Below are 22,176 nucleotides of genomic sequence, written 5' to 3'. Positions count from 1 at the left end.
TGCCCGCACGTTTTTCGGAGAACCGTCATGCGCTCGGTCACCACCCTCACTTCCGCCGTGCTGTTGTTGCTGGGCCTGGGCTGCATCGCCCAGGCGCTCGGCAACCCCCATCCACAACCGCTGATCCTGGCGGCCGTCGTCTGCCTGGTGGCCTTCGCCCTGCAAGAGCCTGACGCCCTCCCCGTGCCTCAGTCGCTGCGCGCCTGACGGCCACGCAGCTGACGTTTCAATAGCTTCAGCGTCCTGGTCAGAGCCGCAGGATCCTGCGGCCGACCGGCATAGCGCTGCGCCTGGAATTCCTGGGAAAAGGCCGAGATCGCTGCGCGCGCCGCCGGCAGCTCGGCCATGGCGCGTCCGGCGAAGCTGCCCGCCGCCTCGCCGCTTCGACGCCTGACGCCTTGCCGCGCCAGCAGCCGCTCGAACTGGTCGAAACGCGTCAACAGGGGATCCCGCGTCCGCTGCCAGGGCTTGAGCACCAGCAGCGCCATCACCCCGAGCACGCCCAACACCACCAGCGCCAGCAGCAGCCCCAGGCGTTGCAGCGAACCCTCGCCGAGCAGCCGCTTGAAGAGTTCGCCCTGGGTATCCTCCTGGTAGTTGAGCACCCAGCGCTGCCAGCCGTAGTTGAGGCGGTCCCAGCCCAGACGCAGGTCATTGAGCCAGGCCAGGTTGCGATAGCGATTGGCGGCGAAGGGATTGTCGGCGAGGAATTCGTTGGCCGCGCCCTGGGCCGCCAGGGCCTCCTGCAGACCCCGCTCGATACGCTCGGGCGCCACCTGGGCGGTAGGGTCGACGCTGACCCAGCCGCGCCCCGGCAGCCAGTATTCCACCCAGGCATGGGCATCGAATTGCTGCACCAGCAGATAGCCGCCCGCGGCATTGAATTCACCGCCCTGGTAGCCCGCCACCACCCGCGCCGGAATGCCCGCCACCCGCAGGGCAAAGGTCATGGCGCCGGCATAGTGGGCGCAGAAGCCGCGATGGTTGTCGAAGAGAAAGGCGTCGATGGCATCGACGCCTGCCGTGGGCGGTTGCAGGGTGTAGACGAAGGGTTGCTGGCGGAAATAGGCCAGGATCGCCTGGGCCAGGGCCTCGGGCGTTGGCGCGCGAGTCTTGAGCCCGGCTACCCAGGCACGGGTGCGCGGCTCGCCGCCACTGGGCAGCTGCAGCGCGCGCCTCTGGCTGGAGGCGGACAGCCGCTCCGGCTCGCGAGTGGCCTGCGGCCAGCTGGATACCCGATAGAGCAGCGCCTGATCCACCGGGCGGCGGCGCTGCAGATGGAAGTCGCTGGCCAGGCGCACGTCGCGCTGATCGCTGCGCGCCACGTCCAGGCCGTAGAGCCAGGGCCGACCGCTCGGCTCCATGACCACCTGGTAGTCCAGTCGGGGGCCGCTCGGCGTCCAGGCCGGTTCCGGACTCCAGGCGGTGTCGGGATCCACCGACCAGCGCGCGCCGTCGAAGCGCTCGTAGGTGGTGGCCCGCCAGTAGAGATCACGCTGCGCCGGCCGGTCGCCGGCGAAACTGACGCGAAACACCCGCTCGGCGGATTGCGAGAGCTGGGCGATCTCCCCCGGCGCCATGCTGTCGCCCAGTCCGGTGCGCGCCTGGTCGCCCGGTTGTGGCAACGACCACAGCGGGCCGATACGGGGAAACACCAGGAACAGCAGCAGCATCAGCGGCACCGCCTGCAGCAGCAGGGTGCCGGCGACTTTCAGCGTCGCCAGCGGCCGACTGGCCAGGGCACTCTGCTGCAGGCCGATCAGCGCCGCCACCAGGGCGGTCACCGGCAGCAGGCTGTAGAGCGCAGCGAGCAGGCCATCCTCGAACAGGTAGGCGATCACCACCGCGAAGAACCCCAGGTAGATCACCACCAGGGCATCGCGGCGGCTGTGCATCTCGATCAGCTTGAGGGCAAAGGTCACCAGCAGCAGCACGGCGCCGGCATCCAGGCCGATGAAGGAGCCACGCGACAGCCAGATGCCGCCCATGGTCAGCAGCAGCAGCCCGCCCTTCTCGATCCGCGTCGGCGCCCGCACCCGCATGCGAAACAGCAGCACCCGCCAGCCGGCGCAAAAGGCCCAGAGCAGGCCGACCCAGGGTGGCAGATGGGTGAGGTGCGGCAGGATCACCAGCGCCTGGGCCACCAGCAGCCAGATCAGGGCGATGCGCGGAATGGCTTGCGGCACGGCGGTGCTCATGATGGCCGCCCGAACAGGGCCAGGGCCTGCAGCGCCGCGTCACGCTGGCTCTCGCCGCTGGCCGGCGCCAGCTCCACCCCGGGCACCCTGAGGCCGAAGCGCAGCTGGCGAGCACTGCAATCCAGCACCGCCTGGCACAGCCAGGACAGCCGCGTCTCGGTGTCGCCATCGAGCACGCTGAAATCCAGCCAGAGTTCGCTGCCGGCCAGAGCGGTGAAGTCCTTGACCAGCAGGCCCTGCCCGCGGGAAAAGGCCTTCCAGTCCAGCCGCCGGCGCGAATCGCCGGGCTGATAGGACCGCAACCCCTGGAAGTCGTCGGCGCCCTGCCCCGTCTGGCGCTGGCCTTCCTCGTTGCCGGCATCCTGGCCGCTGCGCAGCGGCGTCGTGGTCGCCAGTGGCTGCGGATAGACCAGGGCGCGCACGTCCAGGTCCAGCCAGCTCCAGGCGACGAACAGGCCGAGGGGAAAACGGCTCTCCACCCGCAGCCGCCCGGGTCTGAGCCAGCCGCGATCTGGCGCCGGGTGGAAGATCTGCAGGGCGACGCTCTCCCCCGCCGGCACGTCGCTGAGCACCAGCGGCTCGTTGCGCCAGCCCAGGGCGATGCCCTGGTGCGCGCGGCGCTCGCTCTCCAGGCGCAGGCGAAAGCCGGCGGCCTCGCCGGCGAACACCGGACTGGCGCCGCCGCCGACCAGTTGCAGACCGGCCAGGTTGCGATAGGTATGCAGCATGGCCACCAGCGCCAGGGAAAACAGCAGGAAGGTCAGGCCATAGGCCAGGCTGTTCTGGTAGTTGATGCCGGCCAGCAGCATCAGCAGCAGGGCGATGGCGAAGGCGCCCCCCTGGCGGGTGGGCAGGATGAAGATGCGCCGCTGATCGAGGGTGATGCGATTGGCCGGGGGAATCCGCCGCGCCAGCCAGCCTTCTCGATAGCGCTGCCAGGCGCCGCCGGTCACAGCGCCGGGACTTCGCGCAGCAGCCATTGCACCAGGGCGCCGCCGCCATGCCCGGCGGGATCGGCGATGTCGCGCAGGCGATGCCCGGCCACCGCTGGCAGCACCGTCTGGACATCCTCGGGCAGCACATGGTCGCGCCCCGCCAGCAACGCCCAGGCGCGCGCCGCGGCCAGCAGCGCCAGACTGCCGCGCGGCGACAGGCCGAGGGCGAAGGACGTCTGGGTGCGGGTGGCCTCCACCAGGCGCAGCACGTAGTCCACCACCGCCTCGCTGGCATGGATGCGCGGCACCTCGGCCTGGATCAGCCGCAACTGGGCATGATCCAGCAGGGGCTCCAGGCGCGGCAGCTGCTCGCGCCCGGAACCGCCAAGCAGCAGCGCGCGCTCGGCGGCGCGTCCGGGATAACCGAGCGACAGGCGCATCAGGAAGCGGTCGAGCTGGGATTCCGGCAGGGCGAAGGTGCCGCCCTGGGAGATGGGATTCTGGGTGGCGATGACAAAGAAGGGATCGGGCAAGGGCCGGGTGGCACCCTCGATGGTTACCTGCCCCTCCTCCATGGCCTCGAGCAGCGCGCTCTGGCTCTTGGGCGTGGCGCGATTGATCTCGTCGGCCAGCAGCAACTCGGCGAACACCGGCCCGGGATGGAAGACGAACTGGCCGCTGTCGCGATCGAACACCGAGGTGCCGAGGATATCGCCGGGCAGGAGGTCGGAGGTGAACTGGATGCGCTGGAAGGACAGTCCCAGCACCCTGGCCAGGGCATGGCTGAGGGTGGTCTTGCCCATGCCGGGCAGGTCCTCGATCAGCAGGTGCCCCCGCGCCAGCAGGCAGGCCAGCGCCAGCCTGACCTGGGTTTCCTTGCCCAACAAAACGCCGTCTACCGCCTTGAGACAGGCGTTCAACCTATCGTGCATGCCCTGAGGTCTCTCGCCTTGCGCCGACATGAGAAGGCGTCGGCCTGCAAGACGAGAATAGCAGCACCTTTTGCCGGCGACCGCCGCCCCGGAGCTTTACCGTTTATTTCAGGGTGGCGAGGATCTCTTCCACGGCGCGGGCCGGATCGGCGGCGCGGGCGATGGGCCGGCCGATCACCAGGTAGTCGGAACCGGCGTCCAGGGCCTCGCGCGGGGTGAGGATGCGGCGCTGGTCATCCAGGGCGCTGCCGGCCGGCCGGATGCCGGGGGTGACCAGTTGCAGCGCCGGTTGCGCAGCCTTGAGCGCGGAGGCCTCCTGAGCCGAGCAGACCAGGCCGTCCAGCCCGGCGCGAGCGGCCAGACCGGCCAGGCGCAGTACCTGCTCCTGGGGATCCACGTCCAGGCCGATGTCCGCCAGGTCCTCGCGCTCCATGCTGGTCAGCACGGTGACACCGATCAGCAGCGGCTTGGGACCCTGGAAGGCCTCCAGAGTCTCGCGACAGGCGGTCATCATGCGCAGGCCGCCTGAGCAGTGGACATTGACCATCCAGACGCCCATCTCCGCCGCGGCCTTGACCGCCATGGCGGTGGTGTTGGGGATGTCGTGGAATTTCAGGTCGAGGAAGACTTCGAAGCCGCGCGTGCGCAGAGCCTCCACCACCCCGGCGGCGCTGGCGGTGAACAGCTCCTTGCCGACCTTGACCCGGCAGGTGGCGGGGTCGAGGCGGTCGGCCAGCGCCAGGGCGGCGGACGATGAAGGGAAATCCAGGGCGACGATGATGGGAGACTGGCAGGCGGACATGGGAGCTCTCGGCAAAACGGCAAAGGCCGGCATTTTCGCAGAAAAGCGCCGCGCCGGCACTTGGCCGTTCTCGTCCGTCAGCTCGGCCTGAGCAGGCGTTCGCGCAGCCAGTTGCCAGCCGGACCCAGCGGCCGTCGCCGTGACCAGACCACGTCCACCGCCACCCGTTGCGGCCAGCCCGGTACGGCCAGCTCCACCAGCCGCCCCTGGCCAAAGGTCGTCACCAGCCACAGCGGCAGTTCGGCCCAGCCGAAGCCCTGCACCGCCATGTCCAGCAGCAGCAGGTAGTCGGGCGCCGACCAGCAGCGGCCGCGGGTGTCCGGCAGGCGGCTGACCTGGGGAGAGGCTTCGGTCACGGTGCTCAGGCGCAGCAGCCGATAGGGCGCCAGGTCGGCCGGTGTGACCCGCTCCAGCGCTGCCAGCGGATGATCGACGGCGACATAGAGACCGAAGGTGACCAGACCATCCAGGGTGGCCGCCTCGATGTCCGCCGGATAGGGCGGCTGACCGGCCAGCAGGCCCAGATCCGCGCGTCCCTGCACCAGGCTGAGAACATCGGCGTCCTCGGCGATCAGGCATTCGAATTCGAGATCCGGATAGCGCTGGTCCAGCTCCGTCAGCAGCGCCTCGTAACGGGTGGGCTGATAGGTATCGGAGATCACCAGGGTCAGGCGCGGCTCCACCCCGGCCGCCAGCTGGGTGGCGCGATTGGCCAGGCGGTCGTGGGCCGAGAGCACGGCGCGGGCCTGGTCGAGCAGTTGCTCGCCGGCCGCCGTCAGCAGCGGGTAGCGGCCCTGGCGATCGAACAGCGACACCCCCAGGTCGTCCTCCAGCCGGGCGATGCTCTCGCTGATACTGGACTGCCGCTTGCCCAGCACCCGTGCCGCGGCGCTGAAGGAGCCGGCCGCGGCCGCCTCGACGAAGGCCTCGAGGGCTTCGGCATTGGGATACATATCGGCTTACCCTATGGAATCCACTTTGATCTCCCCAGCTTAGCCGATGAGACTAAGGGCCTGTCCATCGTGGAGTCACCTCATGTCCAGCCCCCTCACCCAGCGTCCCGCCAGTGCCCGCATCCTGCATGCCCTGCTGTTCGAGGGGATCGCCGTGCTGCTCGCCACCCCGACCCTGGCCTGGCTGCTGGATCGCTCCCTGGGGCACATGGGTCTGCTCACCGCCGCCTTTTCGGCCATCGCCATGCTCTGGAATCTGGTGTTCAACCTGGGCTTCGATCGGCTGCAACAGCGCCTGGGCTTCACCCGTGGCCTGGGTGTCCGCCTGCTGCACGCCCTCGGCTTCGAAGGCGGACTGATCCTGGTGCTGGTGCCGTTGGCCGCCTGGTGGCTGTCCATCAGCCTGTGGCAGGCGCTGCTGCTGGACCTGGGACTGATCCTGTTCTTCCTGCCCTACACCCTGGCCTTCAACTGGCTCTACGACCTGGGTTACGCCGCCTGGCTCAGGCGCACGAATGCGACCTGTCGGGTGCACTGATAGCCTTGTCCGTGGTCGAAGCGATATAGCCACTCAAGGAGAAGACAGATGCCCTGGTATGCCTGGTTGATCCTGCTGGTTGCCATCGGCTCGGTGGTCGGCAGCCTGCTCATGCTCAAGGACACGGCGCGCAAGGTGCCCTTGACCGACGAACAGAAAACCAAGATCCGGCAGCGCAATGCCGAGATGGACGCCAAGGAGGCCCAGGACCGCTGATCGCGCGCCCCGGGCGTCCAGGCAGAGCCCTGTCACCCTCTGGGTGGCAGGGCTCTGTAGCATCAGGACTCCAGCGGTGCCTTGGTATTGACGTACTCCAACACCTCCGCCAGTGGCAGGCTGCGCACCTGCTCACGGGTCGGTCCCTGACGCTTGGGCAGCGGTTCCAGGGATTGCGGCTGACCGCTTTCCAAGGCGCGCTCGATGGCCGCCAGCACACGCACGTCGCGCCAGCCCTCCTCCCCGTCCATTTCCGGTTGCCGATCCTGCAGGATGCAATCGGAGAAATAGGCCGTCTCGCCGCCGAAGTGATCCACCACCGGCGCCTTGAATTCCTCGGTCTCCCCGTCCACGGTCAGGCGATAGCCGATGGCGACGCCTTCACCGAAGCCAAAGCACGGCGAGGCTTCGATCTCGCCTTTGCGGCCGATCAGCTGGAAACGCTCGGTATTGGGGCCGCTGAAACTGACGGTAAAGCTCGCCAGCCGCTCTTCGGGAAAGCGCAGGGTCACGGTCACGGCATCCCAGGTCGTGACGTCACGCCCAGGCGTCTGGACCCCCACGGCACTGACTTCGATGGGCTCGTCAGCAAAGAGCGCCCGCACGGCATTGAGCGGATAGGGCCCCATGTCGGTGACGGGACCGGCCCAGAAGCCGCTCTGGGCGCGGTGGTTGGCCGTGTCGACCGGCTGGGTAAAGGTCGAGGTGAACAGGCGCGGATCGCCGATCTCGCCATTGCGCACCCGCTCGATCATCTCCACCGTGCCCGGCTCGCAGTGCAGTCGATAGGCGATCATCAACTTGGCGCCGGAGCGCGCGGCCGCGGCGTTGATCGCCTGGCATTCTTCCTCGCTGATGGCCATGGGCTTTTCCAGCAGGACATGGATACCGGCCTCCAGCGCCGGCACCGCGAATTCCAGATGGCGGAAGTTCGGCGTGGCCAGGTAGATGGCATCGATCTCGCCCGACGTGAGCAAACTGGGAAATTCTTCGTAGCTGTAGCTCTTGAGGCCGTACTTGGCGGCCAGATCCCGCGCCTTGACGGGATCGCCGGTGACCAGGGCGGTCATCTCGGAATTGCTGGTCTGGCCGACCCCGGGCATGAAGGCGCCCTGGGAAATCCAGCCACCTGCTACCACTGCATAACGAATCTTGCCTGTTGCGCTGGGCATGGAACGCTCCCGAATCCAGGCAGACGACGTGTCCGCCACCTGAACTGTCGGCAAGCGTTGCGGCCAGGAAGTTCCGGACAGCCGTTCGACGACGGCACTGCGCCCGCGTCAGGCTAGCGGCGAAAGCGCAACTCGACTTCCGCGCCTTCGAAATCGTCGCTGCGATCCCGGCTGATCACCCGCCCGCCCAATTCGAAACGCCCGGGATCGTCCGCCTTGCGAAACAGCTGCGGCAGCAGACCCGCCTCGGCGACGCTGCTGTCGGCCTTGCCTGCGCCCAGGTGACGCGTGCCCACCGCCTGGGGCGTGGCCGCCTCTCCGGGTACGCTGAGATCGAGGGGATGGGCTGCAGCCGGTGCCGGCTTGGGCACGGCGGGCTTCTTGACCTGGCTGTTCTTGGCCAGGTCCTGCTTTTTCGGGGGCGGTGCCGGCAACACGAAGGCCTTGCCGGGCAGTGGATCCAGGCGGAAGGCGCGCAGATCGGCGGCGCTGCCCTGGGGCTCGGCGGCCACCGGCGGCTTCGGTGCCTCTGGCACTGGCGCTGGTGCGGGAGGCGTCTTGGCCGTGGCGGGCGGTGACTCGTTATCGCAGCCCGCCAACAGCAGGGTCACGGCCAGCGCCGTCGTTGCCAGGTATCCACGCATGGGCTCACCACACTCAGGGCATCGCGCCCGGAGTGGAGCACCAGGTGCGACAGGGTCAGTCTCTACAACCGACTCCGGCGCCCCACGGCGGGTTCCAGGCCTGCCGCTAGGCGGCCAGGGTTTCCTGGCAGAGCTGACGGGCGAGCAGGCCCAGGGTCATCAGCGCCCGCTGGGCATCGCGCCCCCAGGGCAGACCGCAATTGAGGCGGATGCAGTGATTGAACTGGTCGGTGTTGCTGAAGATCATGCCGGGCGCGATGCTCACCCCCTGATCCAGGGCACGCTGGTGCAGCAACCGGGTATCCACCCGCACGGGCAGACTGACCCAGAGGATGAAGCCGCCATTGGGCCGGCTCATCTGGGTACCCTCGGGGAAATGCTCCTGGATCGCCAGCTGGAAGGCGGTCATGTTGCGCCGGTATTCCTGGCGGATGGCGCGCAGGTGGCGGTCGTAACCGCCGTTCTCCAGATAGGCCGAGACGCCCATCTGGGTCACGCTGCAGGCGGAATGGGTGGTGAAGGTCTGCAGGCGGCAGATGTCTTCCTGGTAGGGCCCGGCCACTACCCAGCCGATGCGGACGCCCGGCGAGATGGTCTTGGAAAAGCTCGAGCAGTAGATCACCCGCCCCTGCTTGTCGAGGGCCTTGAGCGCCTTGGAACCACTGTCGTAGGTCAGCTCGCCATAGATGTCGTCCTCGACGATGGCGATGTTGCGCTCGGCGGCCAGCCTGAGCAGCTGCTTCTGCCGCGCCTCCGGCATGCTGCCGCCCAGGGGATTGCTCAGGCGGGCGGCCACTACCAGGGCCTTGACCGGCCACTGGCTCGCGGCCAGCTGCAGTGCTTCCACGCTGAGCCCGGTATCCGGATCGCAGGGGATCTCGATCACCTTGAGGCCCAGCACCTCGGCCAGTTGCAGCAGCCCGTAGTAGGACGGCGATTCGGTGGCGATCAGGTCGCCCGGCTTGGTCAGCACCCGCAGCGACATCTGCAGCGCATCCACGCAGCCATGGGTGATCACCACCTCTTCCGGCCCCACCACCACCCCCGCATCGCGCAGGCGAATGGCGACCTGGCGGCGCAGGGGCTCGTAGCCCGGACTGTGCAGGTAGGAAAAGGCCGCGCGGGCCTGGAAACGGGTGACCTTGGACAGCTGCTGGTGCAGGGCCCGCAGCGGCAGATAGTCGGGCTGGGGTACCGCCATGCCCAGGGGGACCACACCTTCCCGCCGTGATTCCGCCAGCACCTGGTTGATGATGCCGGCACGGGTCACCAGACTGGGCCGCTCCACCGTGGCGATGTCCGGCGTCGGCGCGGTCAGCGCCGGGGTCTGGTGCACATAGAAGCCCGACTGCGGCCGGGCGCGGATCAGCCCCTGGTCTTCCAGGGTGGCATAGGCCTGCAGGACGCTGGCATGACTGACGCCCAGCTGCTGACTCAGCTTGCGCACCGAAGGCACCCGTTCGCCGGGCTTGTAGACCCCCGTGCGGATATCGTTCGCCAGTTGCTGGGCGATGCGCTGATAGAGCAACAGATTGGTCATGGCGTCTTCCTGGACGAAAGCGGAACAGTAGCAGGCTACCCTGAAGGTATACCGGTACAGCTAGGCCTGACCTTAACCCTTCCCTTCCCGGGGCGGCAATGTCCAAAAACGACAAGGAACCGGCGCACCCCGCCTTGACGCCAGCGGCTCTGCCAGAGGGCTTGCCGCGCCCATGAAAAAGCCCGCCAAGGGGCGGGCTCTTGCACGAGGGTGGGCCTTAGATGGCCTTTTCCAGCTCGGGGATCAATTCGAACAGGTCACCCACCAGGCCGTAGTCGGCCACCTGGAAGATCGGCGCCTCCTCGTCCTTGTTGATGGCGACGATCACCTTGGAGTCCTTCATGCCCGCTAGGTGCTGGATGGCACCGGAGATGCCCACCGCGATGTACAGCTGCGGCGCGACGATCTTGCCGGTCTGGCCGACCTGCATGTCGTTGGGCACGAAGCCGGCGTCCACCGCGGCGCGCGAGGCACCCACGGCAGCGCCCAGCTTGTCCGCCAGGGCGTAGAGGATCTTGAAGTTGTCGCCGTTCTGCAGACCGCGACCACCGGAGACCACCACCTTGGCGGCGCCCAGCTCCGGACGGTCGGACTTGGCCAGCTCTTCGCCGACGAAGCTGGAGATGCCGGCGTCCTTTACCAGGCTGACAGCCTCGACGGCGGCGGAACCGCCCTCGGCGGCGACCGGATCGAAACCGGTGGCGCGCACGGTGATCACCTTGATCGGCGCCGTGGAGCGCACGGTGGCGATGGCGTTGCCGGCGTAGATCGGCCGCTTGAAGGTGTCGGCGGATTCGACGGCGATGATCTCGGAGATCTGGTCGACGTCGAGCAGTGCGGCGACGCGCGGCAGGAAGTTCTTGCCATTGGTGCTGGCAGCGGCCAGGACGTGGCTGTAGTTGGCGGCCAGCTCGACCACCAGCGGCGCGACGTTTTCCGGCAGCTGGTGAGCGTAGGCGGCGTTGTCGGCCAGGAGCACCTTGCTGACACCGGCGACCTTGGCGGCGGCGTCGGCGACCGGCTGGGCATTCTGGCCGGCGACCAGCACATGGATATCGCCACCGATGGCCTGGGCGGCGGCGACGGTGTTCAGGGTAGCGCCGAAGAGATTGGCGTTGTCGTGGTCGGCAATGACGAGAATGGCCATCAGATCACCTTCGCTTCGTTCTTGAGTTTTTCGACCAGTTCGGCCACGGACTTGACCTTGATGCCCGCCTGACGACCGGCCGGGGCTTCCACCTTGACCACCTCGTAGGAGGCCTTCACCGCCACGCCGAGGGCGTCCGGGGTCAGGGTTTCCAGCGGCTTCTTCTTGGCCTTCATGATGTTGGGCAGCGAGGCGTAGCGCGGCTCGTTGAGGCGCAGGTCGGTGGTCACCACCGCCGGCAGCTTGAGCGCCACGGTCTGCAGACCGCCATCGATCTCGCGGGTCACGTTGAGGCCGTCACCGGCCTGCTCCACCTTGGAGGCGAAGGTGCCCTGGGCGAAGCCGGTCAGGGCCGCCAGCATCTGGCCGGTCTGGTTGTTGTCGCTGTCGATGGCCTGCTTGCCCAGGATCACCAGCTGGGGCTGTTCCTTGTCCACCACGGCCTTGAGCAGCTTGGCAGTGGTCAGCGACGACAGCTCGGCAGTGCCGGTGTCGATCAGCACGGCGCGATCGGCGCCCAGTGCCAGGGCGGTACGCAGTTGCTCCTGCGCCTGGGCGGGACCCGCGGTCACGACCACGATCTCGCTGGCGATACCCTTTTCCTTCAGGCGCACCGCTTCTTCCACGGCGATCTCGCAGAAGGGGTTCATGGACATCTTGACGTTGGCCAGGTCGACACCGGTCTGGTCGGCCTTGACGCGGACCTTGACGTTGTAGTCCACCACGCGTTTGACAGCTACGAGAACCTTCATGAATCCCTCGATTTATTCTGGTGAATAAACAGGACGCCAAGGCGGCCTTGCGTTGGACACGACCCCTGCCGCTCCAACCTTGTTGCAAATTCTTCTTATGTTGACCTCCACGGCAGCAGGGGTCAACGCGACAGTCCGTCAGGGGCCAGTAACTCCCGAGTCTAACAGGCTTGCAGAAAATTTAAACAAACGTTTGAATGGGTGCCAGGGAGCACGCGGGATATAATGAAGTCTTTTGTTGCACCCCTACATAAATAACCAGATCGTGAGCTTTGCCTGAGGAGAGTGAGCCGTGGAACGCGAATACATGGAATTCGACGTGGTGATCGTCGGGGCCGGCCCCGCGGGCCTGTCCGCGGCCTGTCGTCTCAAGCAGCAGGCGGCCGAGAAAGGCCAGGAGATCAGCGTCTGCGTGGTCGAGAAAGGCTCCGAGGTCGGCGCCCACATTCTCTCCGGTGCGGTCTTCGAACCGCGCGCCCTGGACGAGCTCTTTCCCAACTGGAAGGAACTGGGCGCGCCGCTGAACACCCCGGTCAAGCGCGACGACATCTACCTGCTCAAGGACGAGCGTCAGGCGACCAAGGTACCGAATTTCTTCGTGCCCAAGCCCATGCACAACGAGGGCAACTACATCATCTCCCTGGGCAACCTCTGCCGCTGGCTGGGCCAGCAGGCCGAAGCCCTGGGCGTGGAGATCTATCCGGGCTTTGCCGCCCAGGAGCCGCTGATCGATGAGCAGGGCGTGGTGCGCGGCATCATCACCGGCGACCTGGGCGTGGATCGCGAAGGCCAGCCCAAGGAGGGGGTCTACACCCCCGGCATGGAACTGCGCGGCAAGTACACCCTGCTCGCCGAGGGCTGCCGTGGCCATCTGGGCAAGCAGCTGGGCCAGAGATTCAAGCTCGGCGAAGGCGCCGATCCGCAGCACTACGGCATCGGCATCAAGGAGCTGTGGGAGATCGACCCGGCCAAGCACGAGCAGGGCCTGGTGATCCACACCTCCGGCTGGCCGCTGGACAAGGAGAACCCGGGGGGTTCCTTCCTCTATCACCTGGAAGACAATCAGGTGGTGGTCGGGCTGATCGTCGATCTGGCCTACAGCAATCCGCACCTCTCGCCCTATGACGAGTTCCAGCGCTACAAGCACCACCCGGTGGTGGCCCAGTACCTGGAAGGCGGCAAGCGCGTCTCCTACGGCGCCCGCGCCCTGGTCAAGGGCGGCCTTAATTCCCTGCCGAAGATGGTCTTTCCCGGTGGCGCCCTGATCGGCTGCGACCTGGGCACCTTGAACCCGGCCAAGATCAAGGGCAGCCATACCGCCATGAAGTCCGGCATGCTCGCCGCCGACGCCATCGTCGCCGCGCTGGCGGCCGGTCGCGAAGGTGATGAACTTCAGGGCTACGTCGATGGCTTCAAGGGCAGCTGGCTGCAGGAGGAACTCCATGCCAGCCGCAACTTCGGTCCGGCCATGCACAAGTTCGGTCCGCTGCTCGGCCCGGCCTTCGCCTTCGTCGAGCACAACCTGCTGGGGGGCGCCCTGCCCTTCACCCTGCACGATCGGCGCATGGACCACACCTGCCTGAAGAAGGCCGACGAGGCGCCACGCATCAGCTATCCCAAGCCGGATGGCAAGCTGAGCTTCGACAAGCTGTCCTCGGTGTTCCTCTCCAACACCAACCACGAGGAAGACCAGCCGGTTCACCTGAAGCTTAGGGATCCCTCGATTCCCATCGCGCAGAACCTGCCGCTGTATGACGAACCCGCCCAGCGCTACTGCCCGGCCGGCGTCTACGAGGTGGTCCGCGATGGCGGCGAGCCGCGCTTCCAGATCAATGCCCAGAACTGCGTCCACTGCAAGACCTGCGACATCAAGGACCCGGCGCAGAACATCACCTGGGTGGCGCCGGAAGGCAGCGGGGGCCCCAACTACCCCAACATGTAAGCGTAAAAAAGGGCCCCGAGGGGCCCTTTCTTCATTCAGCGGGCGCTACGGGAAAGAAGCTGCCACGGCTCCAGAGACCGAGCCAGGAACGGCCCTCGTGATCACTCTCCTCGACCCTCTCCATCAGCCGGTAGAACACCGCCCGATTGAGCCGCGCCTCCAGACCGCCACGCACGCGCACATAGGGTGCCGGCTGGTCATCCTGCTCCTCGAAGCGCAATGGATGTTCGGCATCGACGGCGACCCTGTCGCCCACGTTCGTAACCAGATCCAGGGTCTGCTCCTGGCCACTGCCACGCCATTCGACGTCCACGGCCAGAAAGGGTGCGTCTTCCACCTGGATGCCCACGCATTCCACTGGCGTCACCAGTACGAAGCGCTCGGGATCGCGGCGCAGGATGGTGGAAAACAGCCGCACCATGGCCGGTCGGGTGATGGGGGTGCCCTGGTGATACCAGGTGCCGTCCCGGGCGATGCGCATGTCGATGTCGCCGCAGAAGGGCGGATGCCAGAGCTCCACGGGCGGCAGCCGGCCCTCTTCTGCAGCTGGCAACTGCGCCTGCAGGTTGCGCGTTACATCGACCTGGCTCACTTCCTTCTCCTCTAGCGGCTGCCCAACCCCAGCAGGCGTTGAGCGTATTGGTTGAGCGCCGGTCCGAGCAGGTCTTCCGGACGCTCGTCATAGAACGTCAGGAAGCCGCCACGACTGCGGATCCGCGCCGTGTCCACCAGGCGGAAGGTGGCGACCTCCACCAGCATCATCTGCACGACGCTGCGATCGCGCCCTACCCGGCCGATGTCGTCCTGGTCTTCCCACTCTTCCCAAGTCCCGATGCGATCGTCCGCACCGGCGAAGCGGGTGTAGAGCACATAATGGGCCCCAAGCTGGCGGGCCTTGGCCATGGCCTCGTCGAAGCCCTCCGGCTTGTCCGCCCGACGCACCCGGGGGAAATACTCCACGAAGCCCTTGAAGGCCTCTTCCGCCACCACGTTCGGGCGGGCATAGGGATGGCCGAGGGGCACGAAGGCGCCCTGGGCTATGTAGATGTAGGAGTCGGCCTGCAGCCGAAAGTTGTTCAGCCGCTGGGTCTTGCTGTAGTCGAGCAGACCCGCGTCGCGCAGGTGGTACTCGACCCCGGACGCCATGTCGCTGACGTTCATGCAGCCACCCAGAGCGGCCAGCAGCACGGAAATGAACAGAAAACGCAGTGTGACCATAGAAAGCAGACCCCTGTCCGGCGCCAAATTGCCGTCGATACAGGGGCCTTAGCAGCTTTCGCGCCAGCTTGAGGCGCCGCGGGTAGATCAGCCGCCGATGATCTTCATGACCGTCACGCCCCCCGAGAAGGCCACGTCCTGCTTGTCGCCCAGCGCCTTGACCAGCAGCCGCTGCAACGCCGGCAGCGCCAGGTGCCGCGGCTTGTCCAAGAGATCGCCGACATAGTGGCGGTTGCTCGACGACAGGCAGCCGTGCAGCCAGCCCGTGGACGACAGCCGCAGTCGCGAGCAGGTCCGGCAGAAGGGCACGCTTTCATTGGCGATGACGCCGAAATGCCCACCCGACTCGACGCGGTAGCGCAGCGCCGTGGAGTCCACCGGCGCATCGGCCTGCACATAGGCATGGCGCGAGCCGATGATCTCCAGCAACTCGGCCAGGGAGACCAACTGGTTGTTGAACGCGACCGGATCCTTCGCCAGGTGGCCCATGCGCATCAGCTCAATGAATCTGAGTTCGAAACCGCGCTCCAGGCAGTAGTCCAGCAACGGCAGCACCTGATCGAGATTCTGGCCACGCAGGGGCACCATATTGAGCTTGATCTTGAGACCGGCCGCACGGGCCGCTTCGAGTCCGGCCAGCACCGTGGCCAGATCGCCCCCCCGCGCCAGACGCGGAAAGGCCTCGGCATCGAGGGTATCCAGGGAGACGTTGAGCCGGCGGATGCCGTGGTCGATGAGGAAATCCAGCTTGCGCGGCAGCAGCTGACCATTGGTGGTCAGGCTGATGTCCTTGAGACCGAGCTGGGAAACGCGGGCGAGAAAGGGTTCCAGCCGCGGCGTGACCAGGGGTTCGCCCCCGGTGATGCGCAGCCGTTCGATACCGGCGGCATCGATGAGGTATTCCACGCCCCGTGCCATGGTTTCGGCACTGAGTTCGTCCTGCGCAGCCACGAGCCGCTTGCCGTTAGGCACGCAGTACGTACAGGCATAGTTGCAGGCCGCCGTGAGGCTGATCCGCAAGTTGCGAAACGCCCTACCCTGGCGGTCAACGATCATCTTGGGGGTTACTCCAGTGGGACAAGAGAAAAGGGATGGCGCGGCATCCCTCGCCTCTATCGGACCCTAGGATCGGACAGGCGTTTCGACGTCTCGCTTGCGTCGGTTGCCCATGCGAACGCCGATCTCCATGAGGAACTGGAAGAAGCCTTCCTGATCCTCCAGCACGTCGCGCCAGAACGGCGAATGGTAAAGGGCCACGGCCCCGTGCACCAGCGCCCAGGCGGCGCAGTAGTGGAAATAGGGCGGCACGTCCTCGAGCTTGCCTTCGTCGATGCGGCCTTCGATCAGACTGGTCAGCCGCTGGAAGTTGGAGGTGCGGATGCTGTGCAGCTGCTCGACCAGTTCGGGCACCTGCCGCGTCTTGACCACCTTCTCCTCGAGGCGATCGAACAGGCGGTAGCGCTGCGGATCGCTCATGCGGAATTCGAAATAGGCGCGGGAGAGCGCTTCGCGGTCGCGGGCAACGTTGTCCGACTGGAACAGCTCGGCCAGGTCCCGTTCGTAATCCAGCATCAGCCGCAGATAGATCTCGGCCTTGGAATTGAAGTGCTTGTAGATGGTGCCTTTGCCGATACCGACCGCCTCGGCGATCATCTCGACGGTGACGCTGTCTTCTCCTTCGGAGAGAAACAGCTGCAGGGCGGTATCGAGGATTTCCTGTTCGCGGCGACGGAACTCGCGGACTTTGCGGGATTCTTTCTGCATGGCAGCCCACTTGTTGTTTTGAAAAGGGATAGGGCCTTCGAATCGCCAGTCACCCCTCGGCATACCGGCACTTCGTCACACCTTGGGCGAGCTGCACCGAAAGCATCGGTGAACCGCGCGGGCGCGCCCCTTATTATGCCCCATCACACCCAGATTGTACGGATCGAGTCAATGTCTTCCTGGAAGCACGAATTCCCTCAGGCCTACGCCATGAGATACCTCAACCACGCGGCCGTGGCCCCGTGGCCCAAGCGCGCCGCGCAGGCCGTCACCGAATTCGCCGCCGAAAACTGCCAGTACGGTGCGCGCAACTATCCGACCTGGCTGATCATGGAGCAGCGCCTGCGCGAGCGCCTGACCCGCCTGCTCAATGCGCCGTCCAGCAGCGACATCGCCCTGGTGAAGAACACCTCCGAGGCTCTCTCCTTCGTCGCCTTCGGCCTCGACTGGCAGAGCGGCGACCAGGTGGTGATCAGCGATGAGGAGTTCCCCTCCAACCGGGTGGTCTGGGAAGCCCTGGCGCGCTTTGGCGTCGAGGTGGTGGAAGTCAGCCTGGGTGACACCCCCGAGGCCAATCTGTTGGCCGCCTGCGGTCCGCGCACCCGCCTGATGGCCATCAGCGCCGTGCAGTACGCCAGCGGCCTGCGCCTGGACCTGCCCCAGCTGGGCCAGGGCTGCGACGCCAAGGGCGTGCTGCTGTGCGTCGATGCCATCCAGCAGCTGGGCGCCCTGCCCTTCGATGCCCAGGCCTGCAACTGCGCCTTCGCCATGGCCGACGGCCACAAGTGGATGCTCGGCCCGGAAGGCCTGGGGGTGTTCTATTGCCGCGCCGATCTGCGCGAGCAGCTGAAGCTGCACGAATACGGCTGGCACATGCTGGACAACGCCGGCGACTACAGCCAGCGTGAATGGCAACCGGCCAAAACGGCGATGCGCTTCGAGTGCGGCAGCCCGAACATGCTTGGCGCGGTGGCCCTGGAGGCGAGTCTGTCGCTGCTGGAAGATGCCGGCATGGAACAGGTGGGCAAAGACCTGCTGGCACGGATCGAGCTGCTCGACAGCCATATCCGCGGTCTCCCCGGTGCTGTCCTGCATTCACCGGTCGCTGCCGAGCGCCGCTCGGGCATCCTCACCTTCTCGCTCGAGGGCTGGGACAATCGCCAGCTGTTCGAGCGACTCAAGACCGCCGACGTGGTCTGCGCCCAACGCGGTCCGGGCATCCGCCTGTCGCCGCATTTCTATACCAGCGAGCACGTGCTGGAGCAGACACTGGATCTGATCGGGGCGCTGGCACGCTTCTAGTGGCCTGAAAGGCCCGAGATAGCCAGTGTCGGGACGGCGCTATTCCAAAACTGTTTAAAAAACGTCCAATCCCGACTGGACCTTTCCCCGAGCTGGCCAATACTCAAGTGACTGGCCGCGTCGACCCCCGCGGCGCGGGCCAGGGAGGCGGCTCTCCGTCTGGGCGAACCGCTGGTCCGGCCCGGGTATCCCAGGATACCCGGGCCATTTTTTTGCCTACAGGGTGGCGCGGGGAAACAGCCGGCGAAAGTTGGCGGTGGTCTGCTCGGCGAGAGTTTCCAGGGTCACCCCGCGCACCTCGGCCAGGCACTGGGCGACCTCGACCACGAATTGCGGCAGGTTGGCCTTGCCGCGGTGGGGCACCGGCGCCAGATAGGGCGAATCGGTTTCCACCAGCAGGCGATCGGCCGGTACCTGGCGCGCGACGTCGCGCAGATCGGCGGCATTGCGGAAGGTCAGGATGCCGGAAAAGGAGATGTAGAAGCCCAGATCCAGCGCCGCCTTGGCCGTTGCCCAGTCCTCGGTGAAGCAGTGCAGCACCCCGGCGCCCGGCAGGTCGGCGGCCCCCAGCATGGCCAGGGTATCGGCGCGCGCCTCGCGGGTGTGGATCACCAGCGGCAGCCCCGTGCGCCGAGCCGCCTCGAGGTGCAGGGCGAAGGAGCGCTGCTGGATCTCGGCGGTGTCGGGCTGGTAGTGATAGTCGAGGCCGGTCTCGCCGATGGCGGCGACGCGCGGATGGGCCAGCCGCGCCAGCAGCCAGTCGAGATCGATGGCGCTGCCCTGGGCGGCATCCAGCGGATGGATGCCCACGGCGCAGTGGACGTCGGCATAGCGTTCGGCCAGGGCCTGCACCGTGGGGGCATTGCCGGCATCGACGCCGATGCAGAGGAACTGGCTGACACCCCGGGCGCGCGCGGCATCGAGCGCTGCATCCAGGGAGCCGTCATGAAGGGAAAGATCGAGTCGATCCAGGTGACAGTGGGAGTCGACGAAGTGCACGGGAAATAGCCTTGAATCAGCAGCGACGCCCCGCCCCGAGCGGGACGGCGCAGGCGTCACATGGTATGGGTGGGACGGTCCGACTTCAGAGAGCCGGCCAGATAGGTTTCGATCTTGTTGCGCGCGGTGTTGTCGCCTTCGTTGAACTGCACGCCGACCCCGGCGGCTCTGTTGCCCTGGGCGCCCTTGGGCGTGATCCAGACCACCTTGCCAGCGACCGGGATCTTGTCCGGCTCGTCCATCAGGTTGAGCAGCATGAAGACCTCGTCGCCGAGCTTGTAGGTCTTGCCGGTCGGGATGAACAGGCCACCGTTGCGGATGAAGGGCATGTAGGCGGCGTAGAGCACCGACTTGTCCTTGATGGTGAGGGACAGGATGCCATTACGGGGGCCCAGGTTCTGCGGCAAACTCATGAGATTCTCTCGACACAGGCAAGACGGACGCGCGGATCGCTAGCGTCCGGGCACCAGACCGGCCCAGCGGATCAACAGCGATTCCAGCAACAATACGCGGTTGAGGTTGGCTTTGCCCAGCACCTTCTGCCGCTCGGCATGCAGCCATTCCTGTAGGGCCAGCACCTCGTGCGGCGCGCTCTTCTCCGCCAGATAACCCAGCACCTTGGCCATGTCCGGCGCAGCCTCGGCATCGGCGCCACCCCACTGCTGGCGCAGGACACCATGGGTCCATTCGCAGAACCAGTCGAGCAGCAGCGGCAGGGGCACGGCATTCCAGCTCTCGGCCAGCTGACTGGGCGCCGCCTGGCGCTTGAGCAGGCGCTTGACCCCCTCCACCACTAGGGCCCGGCGGGCCAGCACGTCCTCGCCATGCAGACGCAGGGCCGCCAGCGGCGAGCCGCCGGCCAGCACCAGCAACTGGGTACGGACCTCCGCCTCGAGGTCCGGCAGACGCTCGCCCAGCCAGGCGAGACTTTCGGCCCGCGAGGGCACCGGACAGGCCTGTTGCACGCAGCGACTGCGCACGGTGGGCAGCAGGCGACTCGGCTGGTGGCTCACCAGCAGCAGCACGGTAGCGCCCGAGGGCTCTTCCAGGCTCTTGAGCAGGGCGTTGGCGGCATTGAGGTTCATCGCCTCGACCGGCTCCAGCAGGATCAGCTTGCGCCCGCCCAGCTGGGCGGTCTGGGAGACGAAGTCCACCAGGCCGCGGATCTGATCGACGCGAATGGGCTTTTCGGCCTCTTCCGGCTGGATCACGCAGTAATCGGGATGGGTCCCCGCCCTGAGCAGGGCGCAGGCCTTGCACTGGCCGCAGGCGGCAGCGCCCTGGGGCGCCTGGCACAGCAGCAGCGCGGCCAGGCGCTCGGCCAGGTCGCGCTTGCCGATGCCGCGCGGGCCATGCAGCAGATAGGCATGGGGATGCTGTCGCCGGGGCCAGATCCGCGCCCAGAGTTCCTCCTGCCAGGGATAGACGTCAGCCACCTGGCGTCGGCTCCAGGGTGGCGACCAGGGCGCGCAGCTCCGCCTGCACCTCGGCCAGACTGCGCGAGGCATCGATCAGGCGATAGCGCGCCGGCACGGCCTGGGCACGGTCCAGGTAGGTCTGGCGCACCGCCTCGAAGAAGGCGCGCTGCTCCTGTTCGAAACGATCCAGGGCGCCGCGCCGGGCTGCCCGCGCCAGGCCGATCTCCACCGGCAGGTCGAAGACCAGGGTCAGGTCGGGTTGCAGGTCGCCCAGCACGAAGGCTTCCAGGGTGGCGATGCGTTCCACGGGCACACCGCGGCCGCCGCCCTGATAGGCATAGGTCGCATCGACGAAACGATCGCAGAGCACCAGGGCCCCGCGCGCCAGGGCGGGCCGGACGACCTGGGCCAGGTGCTGGGCGCGGGCGGCGAACATCAGCAGCAATTCGGTATCCACCGCCATGGGCTCGGCGGCCGGCGCCAGCAGGATCTCGCGGATGCGCTCGGCCAGTGGCGTGCCGCCCGGCTCACGGGTCAGCACCACCTCGCGCCCACCGCTGCCGAGGAGTTCGGCGAGATAGTCGCGGTTGGTGCTCTTGCCCGCGCCCTCGGGGCCTTCGAGGGTGATGAACAGGCCGTTTGCCGTCATGGGGTTTCCTTGCTGTCGGGCGTCTGCGGAGCGGGACTGGAGCGGTAGTCGGAGCGCCGCTTGAGCTGGAAGTCGCGAACCGCCTGATTGTGCGCCTCCAGGTCCTTGGAAAAGACATGGCTGCCGTCGCCACGGGCGACGAAGTACAGGCTGTCGCCGTCCTTGGGATGCAGCGCCGCATGGATGGCCTCGCGACCGGGCATGGCGATCGGCGTCGGCGGTAGTCCCGCGTTGAGATAGGTGTTGTAGGGCGAGGGCTCGCGCAGATCGGCGCGGGTGATGCGGCCGTTGTAACGCTCGCCCATGCCGTAGATCACCGTGGGATCGGTCTGCAGCAGCATGCCGGCCGCCAGGCGACGCACGAAGACCCCGGCGATCTCGTCGCGCTCCTCGGGCACGCCGGTCTCCTTCTCCACCAGCGAAGCCATGATCAGCGCCTGGTAGGCGTCCTTGTAGGGCACCGCGGGATCGCGTGCCTCCCACTCCTGATCGAGCACGGCCTGCAGGCGCTGGTTGGCCTGGCGCAACAGATCGGATTCGCGCTGGCCCTTCACATAGCGATAGGTATCGGGAAAAAAACGCCCCTCGGGGTGCTGGCCGTCCAGGCCCAGGCGCTTCATCAGAGCGGCATCGTCCAGCTCGGCGGTGTCATGCTCGAGCTTGGGCTGCCGCGCCAGGGCGGCGCGTACCTGACGGACATTCCAGCCTTCCACCAGGGTGAGGCCGTACTGCACCACGTCGCCCTTGCGCCAGAGGCTGAACAACTGCTCCACCGTCATGCCGGGGGTCAGGCGGTATTCACCGCTGTGCAGCGTCTGCCCGGCCAGATTGAAGCGCCAGTAAAGGCGCAGCCAGAAGGCGCCGTCGAGCACGCCCTGCTCTTCCAGGCGCAGCAGGCTGCCGCCCGGGGTCGCGCCCTTGGGGATCTCGATCAGTTGCTCGCCGTCGACCTTCAGCGGCTGAGTCAGCGCCTGGTGCTGGCGCCAACCGGCCAGGACCAGCAGCAGGCCGCCAGCGGCCAGCAGCGCCGTAAGCAGAGCTCTCGCCTTGCGCAT

General features: G+C 66.9%; 24 protein-coding genes. 5 read left to right on the top strand and 19 right to left on the bottom strand.

The window, feature by feature from the left end:
- Window positions 1-27 precede the first annotated feature (27 nt).
- Window positions 28-207, top strand: coding sequence for a hypothetical protein (locus tag PSEK12I1_RS0111215; protein ID WP_007160571.1), 180 nt, complete (start codon window positions 28-30; stop codon window positions 205-207).
- Here PSEK12I1_RS0111215 and PSEK12I1_RS0111210 read toward each other — a convergent pair.
- From PSEK12I1_RS0111210 to PSEK12I1_RS0111190, 5 genes are all read right to left on the bottom strand, one after another.
- A complete protein-coding gene (locus PSEK12I1_RS0111210) occupies window positions 189-2,198 on the bottom strand; it encodes a DUF3488 and transglutaminase-like domain-containing protein (protein ID WP_027599011.1) in 2,010 nt (669 codons plus the stop codon). The two genes, PSEK12I1_RS0111215 and PSEK12I1_RS0111210, sit on opposite strands and share 19 nt — an antisense overlap.
- On the bottom strand, window positions 2,195-3,178 hold the full coding sequence (locus PSEK12I1_RS0111205) for a DUF58 domain-containing protein (RefSeq protein WP_044341735.1): 984 nt from the start codon (window positions 3,176-3,178) through the stop codon (window positions 2,195-2,197). The genes PSEK12I1_RS0111210 and PSEK12I1_RS0111205 overlap by 4 nt, the downstream gene beginning before the upstream one ends.
- Window positions 3,148-4,065, bottom strand: coding sequence for a MoxR family ATPase (locus tag PSEK12I1_RS0111200; RefSeq protein WP_027601572.1), 918 nt, complete (start codon window positions 4,063-4,065; stop codon window positions 3,148-3,150). Before PSEK12I1_RS0111200 ends, PSEK12I1_RS0111205 begins: the two co-directional genes overlap by 31 nt.
- Window positions 4,066-4,168: 103 nt before the next feature.
- Complete coding sequence (gene pyrF / locus PSEK12I1_RS0111195) at window positions 4,169-4,867, bottom strand: orotidine-5'-phosphate decarboxylase (protein WP_027599014.1); 699 nt, start codon at window positions 4,865-4,867, stop codon at window positions 4,169-4,171.
- 77 nt (window positions 4,868-4,944) lie between these two features.
- The gene (locus PSEK12I1_RS0111190; RefSeq protein WP_027601571.1) at window positions 4,945-5,820 is read right to left on the bottom strand and encodes a LysR family transcriptional regulator; all 876 of its coding nucleotides are present in this window, start codon (window positions 5,818-5,820) and stop codon (window positions 4,945-4,947) included.
- 82 nt (window positions 5,821-5,902) lie between these two features.
- Between PSEK12I1_RS0111190 and PSEK12I1_RS0111185 the strand changes: the two genes are divergently transcribed.
- Window positions 5,903-6,358, top strand: a complete 456-nt coding sequence (locus PSEK12I1_RS0111185) for a multidrug/biocide efflux PACE transporter (protein ID WP_027601570.1) — start codon at window positions 5,903-5,905, stop codon at window positions 6,356-6,358.
- 48 nt (window positions 6,359-6,406) lie between these two features.
- Complete coding sequence (locus PSEK12I1_RS24350; protein WP_007160578.1) at window positions 6,407-6,574, top strand: DUF2897 family protein; 168 nt, start codon at window positions 6,407-6,409, stop codon at window positions 6,572-6,574.
- 62 nt (window positions 6,575-6,636) lie between these two features.
- Here the strand turns inward: PSEK12I1_RS24350 and PSEK12I1_RS0111175 are convergent, their stop codons facing one another.
- The 5 genes from PSEK12I1_RS0111175 to PSEK12I1_RS0111155 form a co-directional block, all read right to left on the bottom strand.
- The gene (locus PSEK12I1_RS0111175; RefSeq protein ID WP_027601569.1) at window positions 6,637-7,746 is read right to left on the bottom strand and encodes a Gfo/Idh/MocA family protein; all 1,110 of its coding nucleotides are present in this window, start codon (window positions 7,744-7,746) and stop codon (window positions 6,637-6,639) included.
- Between the two features lie 113 nt (window positions 7,747-7,859).
- Window positions 7,860-8,390 (bottom strand): hypothetical protein, encoded by a 531-nt coding sequence (locus PSEK12I1_RS0111170; protein ID WP_231500993.1) that lies wholly within the window; start codon window positions 8,388-8,390, stop codon window positions 7,860-7,862.
- 106 nt (window positions 8,391-8,496) lie between these two features.
- Window positions 8,497-9,930 carry a PLP-dependent aminotransferase family protein gene (locus PSEK12I1_RS0111165; protein WP_027601567.1) on the bottom strand — a complete coding sequence of 478 codons (1,434 nt, stop codon included), beginning with the start codon at window positions 9,928-9,930 and terminating at the stop codon, window positions 8,497-8,499.
- Window positions 9,931-10,147: 217 nt separating this feature from the next.
- Window positions 10,148-11,077, bottom strand: a complete 930-nt coding sequence (locus PSEK12I1_RS0111160) for an electron transfer flavoprotein subunit alpha/FixB family protein (protein ID WP_007160582.1) — start codon at window positions 11,075-11,077, stop codon at window positions 10,148-10,150.
- The gene (locus PSEK12I1_RS0111155) at window positions 11,077-11,829 is read right to left on the bottom strand and encodes an electron transfer flavoprotein subunit beta/FixA family protein (RefSeq protein ID WP_027599021.1); all 753 of its coding nucleotides are present in this window, start codon (window positions 11,827-11,829) and stop codon (window positions 11,077-11,079) included. The genes PSEK12I1_RS0111160 and PSEK12I1_RS0111155 overlap by 1 nt, the downstream gene beginning before the upstream one ends.
- A 292-nt stretch (window positions 11,830-12,121) precedes the next feature.
- Between PSEK12I1_RS0111155 and PSEK12I1_RS0111150 the strand changes: the two genes are divergently transcribed.
- The gene (locus PSEK12I1_RS0111150) at window positions 12,122-13,771 is read left to right on the top strand and encodes an electron transfer flavoprotein-ubiquinone oxidoreductase (RefSeq protein ID WP_027601566.1); all 1,650 of its coding nucleotides are present in this window, start codon (window positions 12,122-12,124) and stop codon (window positions 13,769-13,771) included.
- A 31-nt stretch (window positions 13,772-13,802) separates the two neighbouring features.
- Here PSEK12I1_RS0111150 and PSEK12I1_RS0111145 read toward each other — a convergent pair whose 3' ends face one another.
- The 4 genes from PSEK12I1_RS0111145 to PSEK12I1_RS0111130 form a co-directional block, all read right to left on the bottom strand.
- Entirely contained in the window at window positions 13,803-14,363 is a 561-nt protein-coding gene (locus PSEK12I1_RS0111145) for a DUF1285 domain-containing protein (RefSeq protein ID WP_027601565.1), read from the bottom strand.
- An 11-nt stretch (window positions 14,364-14,374) separates the two neighbouring features.
- A complete protein-coding gene (locus PSEK12I1_RS0111140; protein ID WP_115946467.1) occupies window positions 14,375-14,989 on the bottom strand; it encodes a DUF4823 domain-containing protein in 615 nt (204 codons plus the stop codon).
- 87 nt (window positions 14,990-15,076) lie between these two features.
- The gene (locus tag PSEK12I1_RS0111135; RefSeq protein ID WP_027599025.1) at window positions 15,077-16,045 is read right to left on the bottom strand and encodes a GTP 3',8-cyclase MoaA; all 969 of its coding nucleotides are present in this window, start codon (window positions 16,043-16,045) and stop codon (window positions 15,077-15,079) included.
- Between the two features lie 66 nt (window positions 16,046-16,111).
- Window positions 16,112-16,753, bottom strand: a complete 642-nt coding sequence (locus PSEK12I1_RS0111130) for a TetR/AcrR family transcriptional regulator (protein ID WP_007160588.1) — start codon at window positions 16,751-16,753, stop codon at window positions 16,112-16,114.
- A gap of 171 nt (window positions 16,754-16,924) precedes the next feature.
- Here PSEK12I1_RS0111130 and PSEK12I1_RS0111125 point away from each other — a divergent pair, with 171 nt between their 5' ends.
- Window positions 16,925-18,055, top strand: a complete 1,131-nt coding sequence (locus PSEK12I1_RS0111125; protein ID WP_027601564.1) for an aminotransferase class V-fold PLP-dependent enzyme — start codon at window positions 16,925-16,927, stop codon at window positions 18,053-18,055.
- Window positions 18,056-18,271: 216 nt separating this feature from the next.
- Here PSEK12I1_RS0111125 and PSEK12I1_RS0111120 read toward each other — a convergent pair whose 3' ends face one another.
- From PSEK12I1_RS0111120 to mltG, 5 genes are read right to left on the bottom strand one after another with little or no spacing between them, the layout of a single operon-like run.
- Window positions 18,272-19,054 (bottom strand): TatD family hydrolase, encoded by a 783-nt coding sequence (locus PSEK12I1_RS0111120; protein WP_027601563.1) that lies wholly within the window; start codon window positions 19,052-19,054, stop codon window positions 18,272-18,274.
- A 56-nt stretch (window positions 19,055-19,110) separates the two neighbouring features.
- Window positions 19,111-19,467: a PilZ domain-containing protein gene (locus tag PSEK12I1_RS0111115; RefSeq protein ID WP_017641886.1), complete on the bottom strand. Its 357-nt coding sequence runs from the start codon at window positions 19,465-19,467 to the stop codon at window positions 19,111-19,113.
- A 39-nt stretch (window positions 19,468-19,506) separates the two neighbouring features.
- On the bottom strand, window positions 19,507-20,490 hold the full coding sequence (locus PSEK12I1_RS0111110; protein WP_027601562.1) for a DNA polymerase III subunit delta': 984 nt from the start codon (window positions 20,488-20,490) through the stop codon (window positions 19,507-19,509).
- Window positions 20,483-21,121: a dTMP kinase gene (gene tmk, locus PSEK12I1_RS0111105; RefSeq protein WP_027599029.1), complete on the bottom strand. Its 639-nt coding sequence runs from the start codon at window positions 21,119-21,121 to the stop codon at window positions 20,483-20,485. Before tmk ends, PSEK12I1_RS0111110 begins: the two co-directional genes overlap by 8 nt.
- Window positions 21,118-22,176 carry an endolytic transglycosylase MltG gene (gene mltG / locus PSEK12I1_RS0111100; protein ID WP_027601561.1) on the bottom strand — a complete coding sequence of 353 codons (1,059 nt, stop codon included), beginning with the start codon at window positions 22,174-22,176 and terminating at the stop codon, window positions 21,118-21,120. The genes tmk and mltG overlap by 4 nt, the downstream gene beginning before the upstream one ends.

The sequence above is a fragment of the Pseudomonas sp. MOIL14HWK12:I1 genome (assembly GCF_000510705.1).
Taxonomy (GTDB): Bacteria; Pseudomonadota; Gammaproteobacteria; order Pseudomonadales; family Pseudomonadaceae; genus Chryseomonas; species Chryseomonas oryzihabitans.
This window is presented reverse-complemented; position numbering and strand designations above follow the sequence as displayed.

Coding starts and splice junctions, on each gene's coding strand:
- PSEK12I1_RS0111215 (WP_007160571.1), top strand. CDS start 28: ATGCGCTCGGTCACCACCCTCACTTCCGCCGTGCTGTTGTTGCTGGGC.
- PSEK12I1_RS0111210 (WP_027599011.1), bottom strand. CDS start 2,198: ATGAGCACCGCCGTGCCGCAAGCCATTCCGCGCATCGCCCTGATCTGG.
- PSEK12I1_RS0111205 (WP_044341735.1), bottom strand. CDS start 3,178: ATGGCTGCTGCGCGAAGTCCCGGCGCTGTGACCGGCGGCGCCTGGCAG.
- PSEK12I1_RS0111200 (WP_027601572.1), bottom strand. CDS start 4,065: ATGCACGATAGGTTGAACGCCTGTCTCAAGGCGGTAGACGGCGTTTTG.
- pyrF (WP_027599014.1), bottom strand. CDS start 4,867: ATGTCCGCCTGCCAGTCTCCCATCATCGTCGCCCTGGATTTCCCTTCA.
- PSEK12I1_RS0111190 (WP_027601571.1), bottom strand. CDS start 5,820: ATGTATCCCAATGCCGAAGCCCTCGAGGCCTTCGTCGAGGCGGCCGCG.
- PSEK12I1_RS0111185 (WP_027601570.1), top strand. CDS start 5,903: ATGTCCAGCCCCCTCACCCAGCGTCCCGCCAGTGCCCGCATCCTGCAT.
- PSEK12I1_RS24350 (WP_007160578.1), top strand. CDS start 6,407: ATGCCCTGGTATGCCTGGTTGATCCTGCTGGTTGCCATCGGCTCGGTG.
- PSEK12I1_RS0111175 (WP_027601569.1), bottom strand. CDS start 7,746: ATGCCCAGCGCAACAGGCAAGATTCGTTATGCAGTGGTAGCAGGTGGC.
- PSEK12I1_RS0111170 (WP_231500993.1), bottom strand. CDS start 8,390: ATGCGTGGATACCTGGCAACGACGGCGCTGGCCGTGACCCTGCTGTTG.
- PSEK12I1_RS0111165 (WP_027601567.1), bottom strand. CDS start 9,930: ATGACCAATCTGTTGCTCTATCAGCGCATCGCCCAGCAACTGGCGAAC.
- PSEK12I1_RS0111160 (WP_007160582.1), bottom strand. CDS start 11,077: ATGGCCATTCTCGTCATTGCCGACCACGACAACGCCAATCTCTTCGGC.
- PSEK12I1_RS0111155 (WP_027599021.1), bottom strand. CDS start 11,829: ATGAAGGTTCTCGTAGCTGTCAAACGCGTGGTGGACTACAACGTCAAG.
- PSEK12I1_RS0111140 (WP_115946467.1), bottom strand. CDS start 14,989: ATGGTCACACTGCGTTTTCTGTTCATTTCCGTGCTGCTGGCCGCTCTG.
- PSEK12I1_RS0111135 (WP_027599025.1), bottom strand. CDS start 16,045: ATGATCGTTGACCGCCAGGGTAGGGCGTTTCGCAACTTGCGGATCAGC.
- PSEK12I1_RS0111130 (WP_007160588.1), bottom strand. CDS start 16,753: ATGCAGAAAGAATCCCGCAAAGTCCGCGAGTTCCGTCGCCGCGAACAG.
- PSEK12I1_RS0111125 (WP_027601564.1), top strand. CDS start 16,925: ATGTCTTCCTGGAAGCACGAATTCCCTCAGGCCTACGCCATGAGATAC.
- PSEK12I1_RS0111115 (WP_017641886.1), bottom strand. CDS start 19,467: ATGAGTTTGCCGCAGAACCTGGGCCCCCGTAATGGCATCCTGTCCCTC.
- tmk (WP_027599029.1), bottom strand. CDS start 21,121: ATGACGGCAAACGGCCTGTTCATCACCCTCGAAGGCCCCGAGGGCGCG.
- mltG (WP_027601561.1), bottom strand. CDS start 22,176: ATGCGCAAGGCGAGAGCTCTGCTTACGGCGCTGCTGGCCGCTGGCGGC.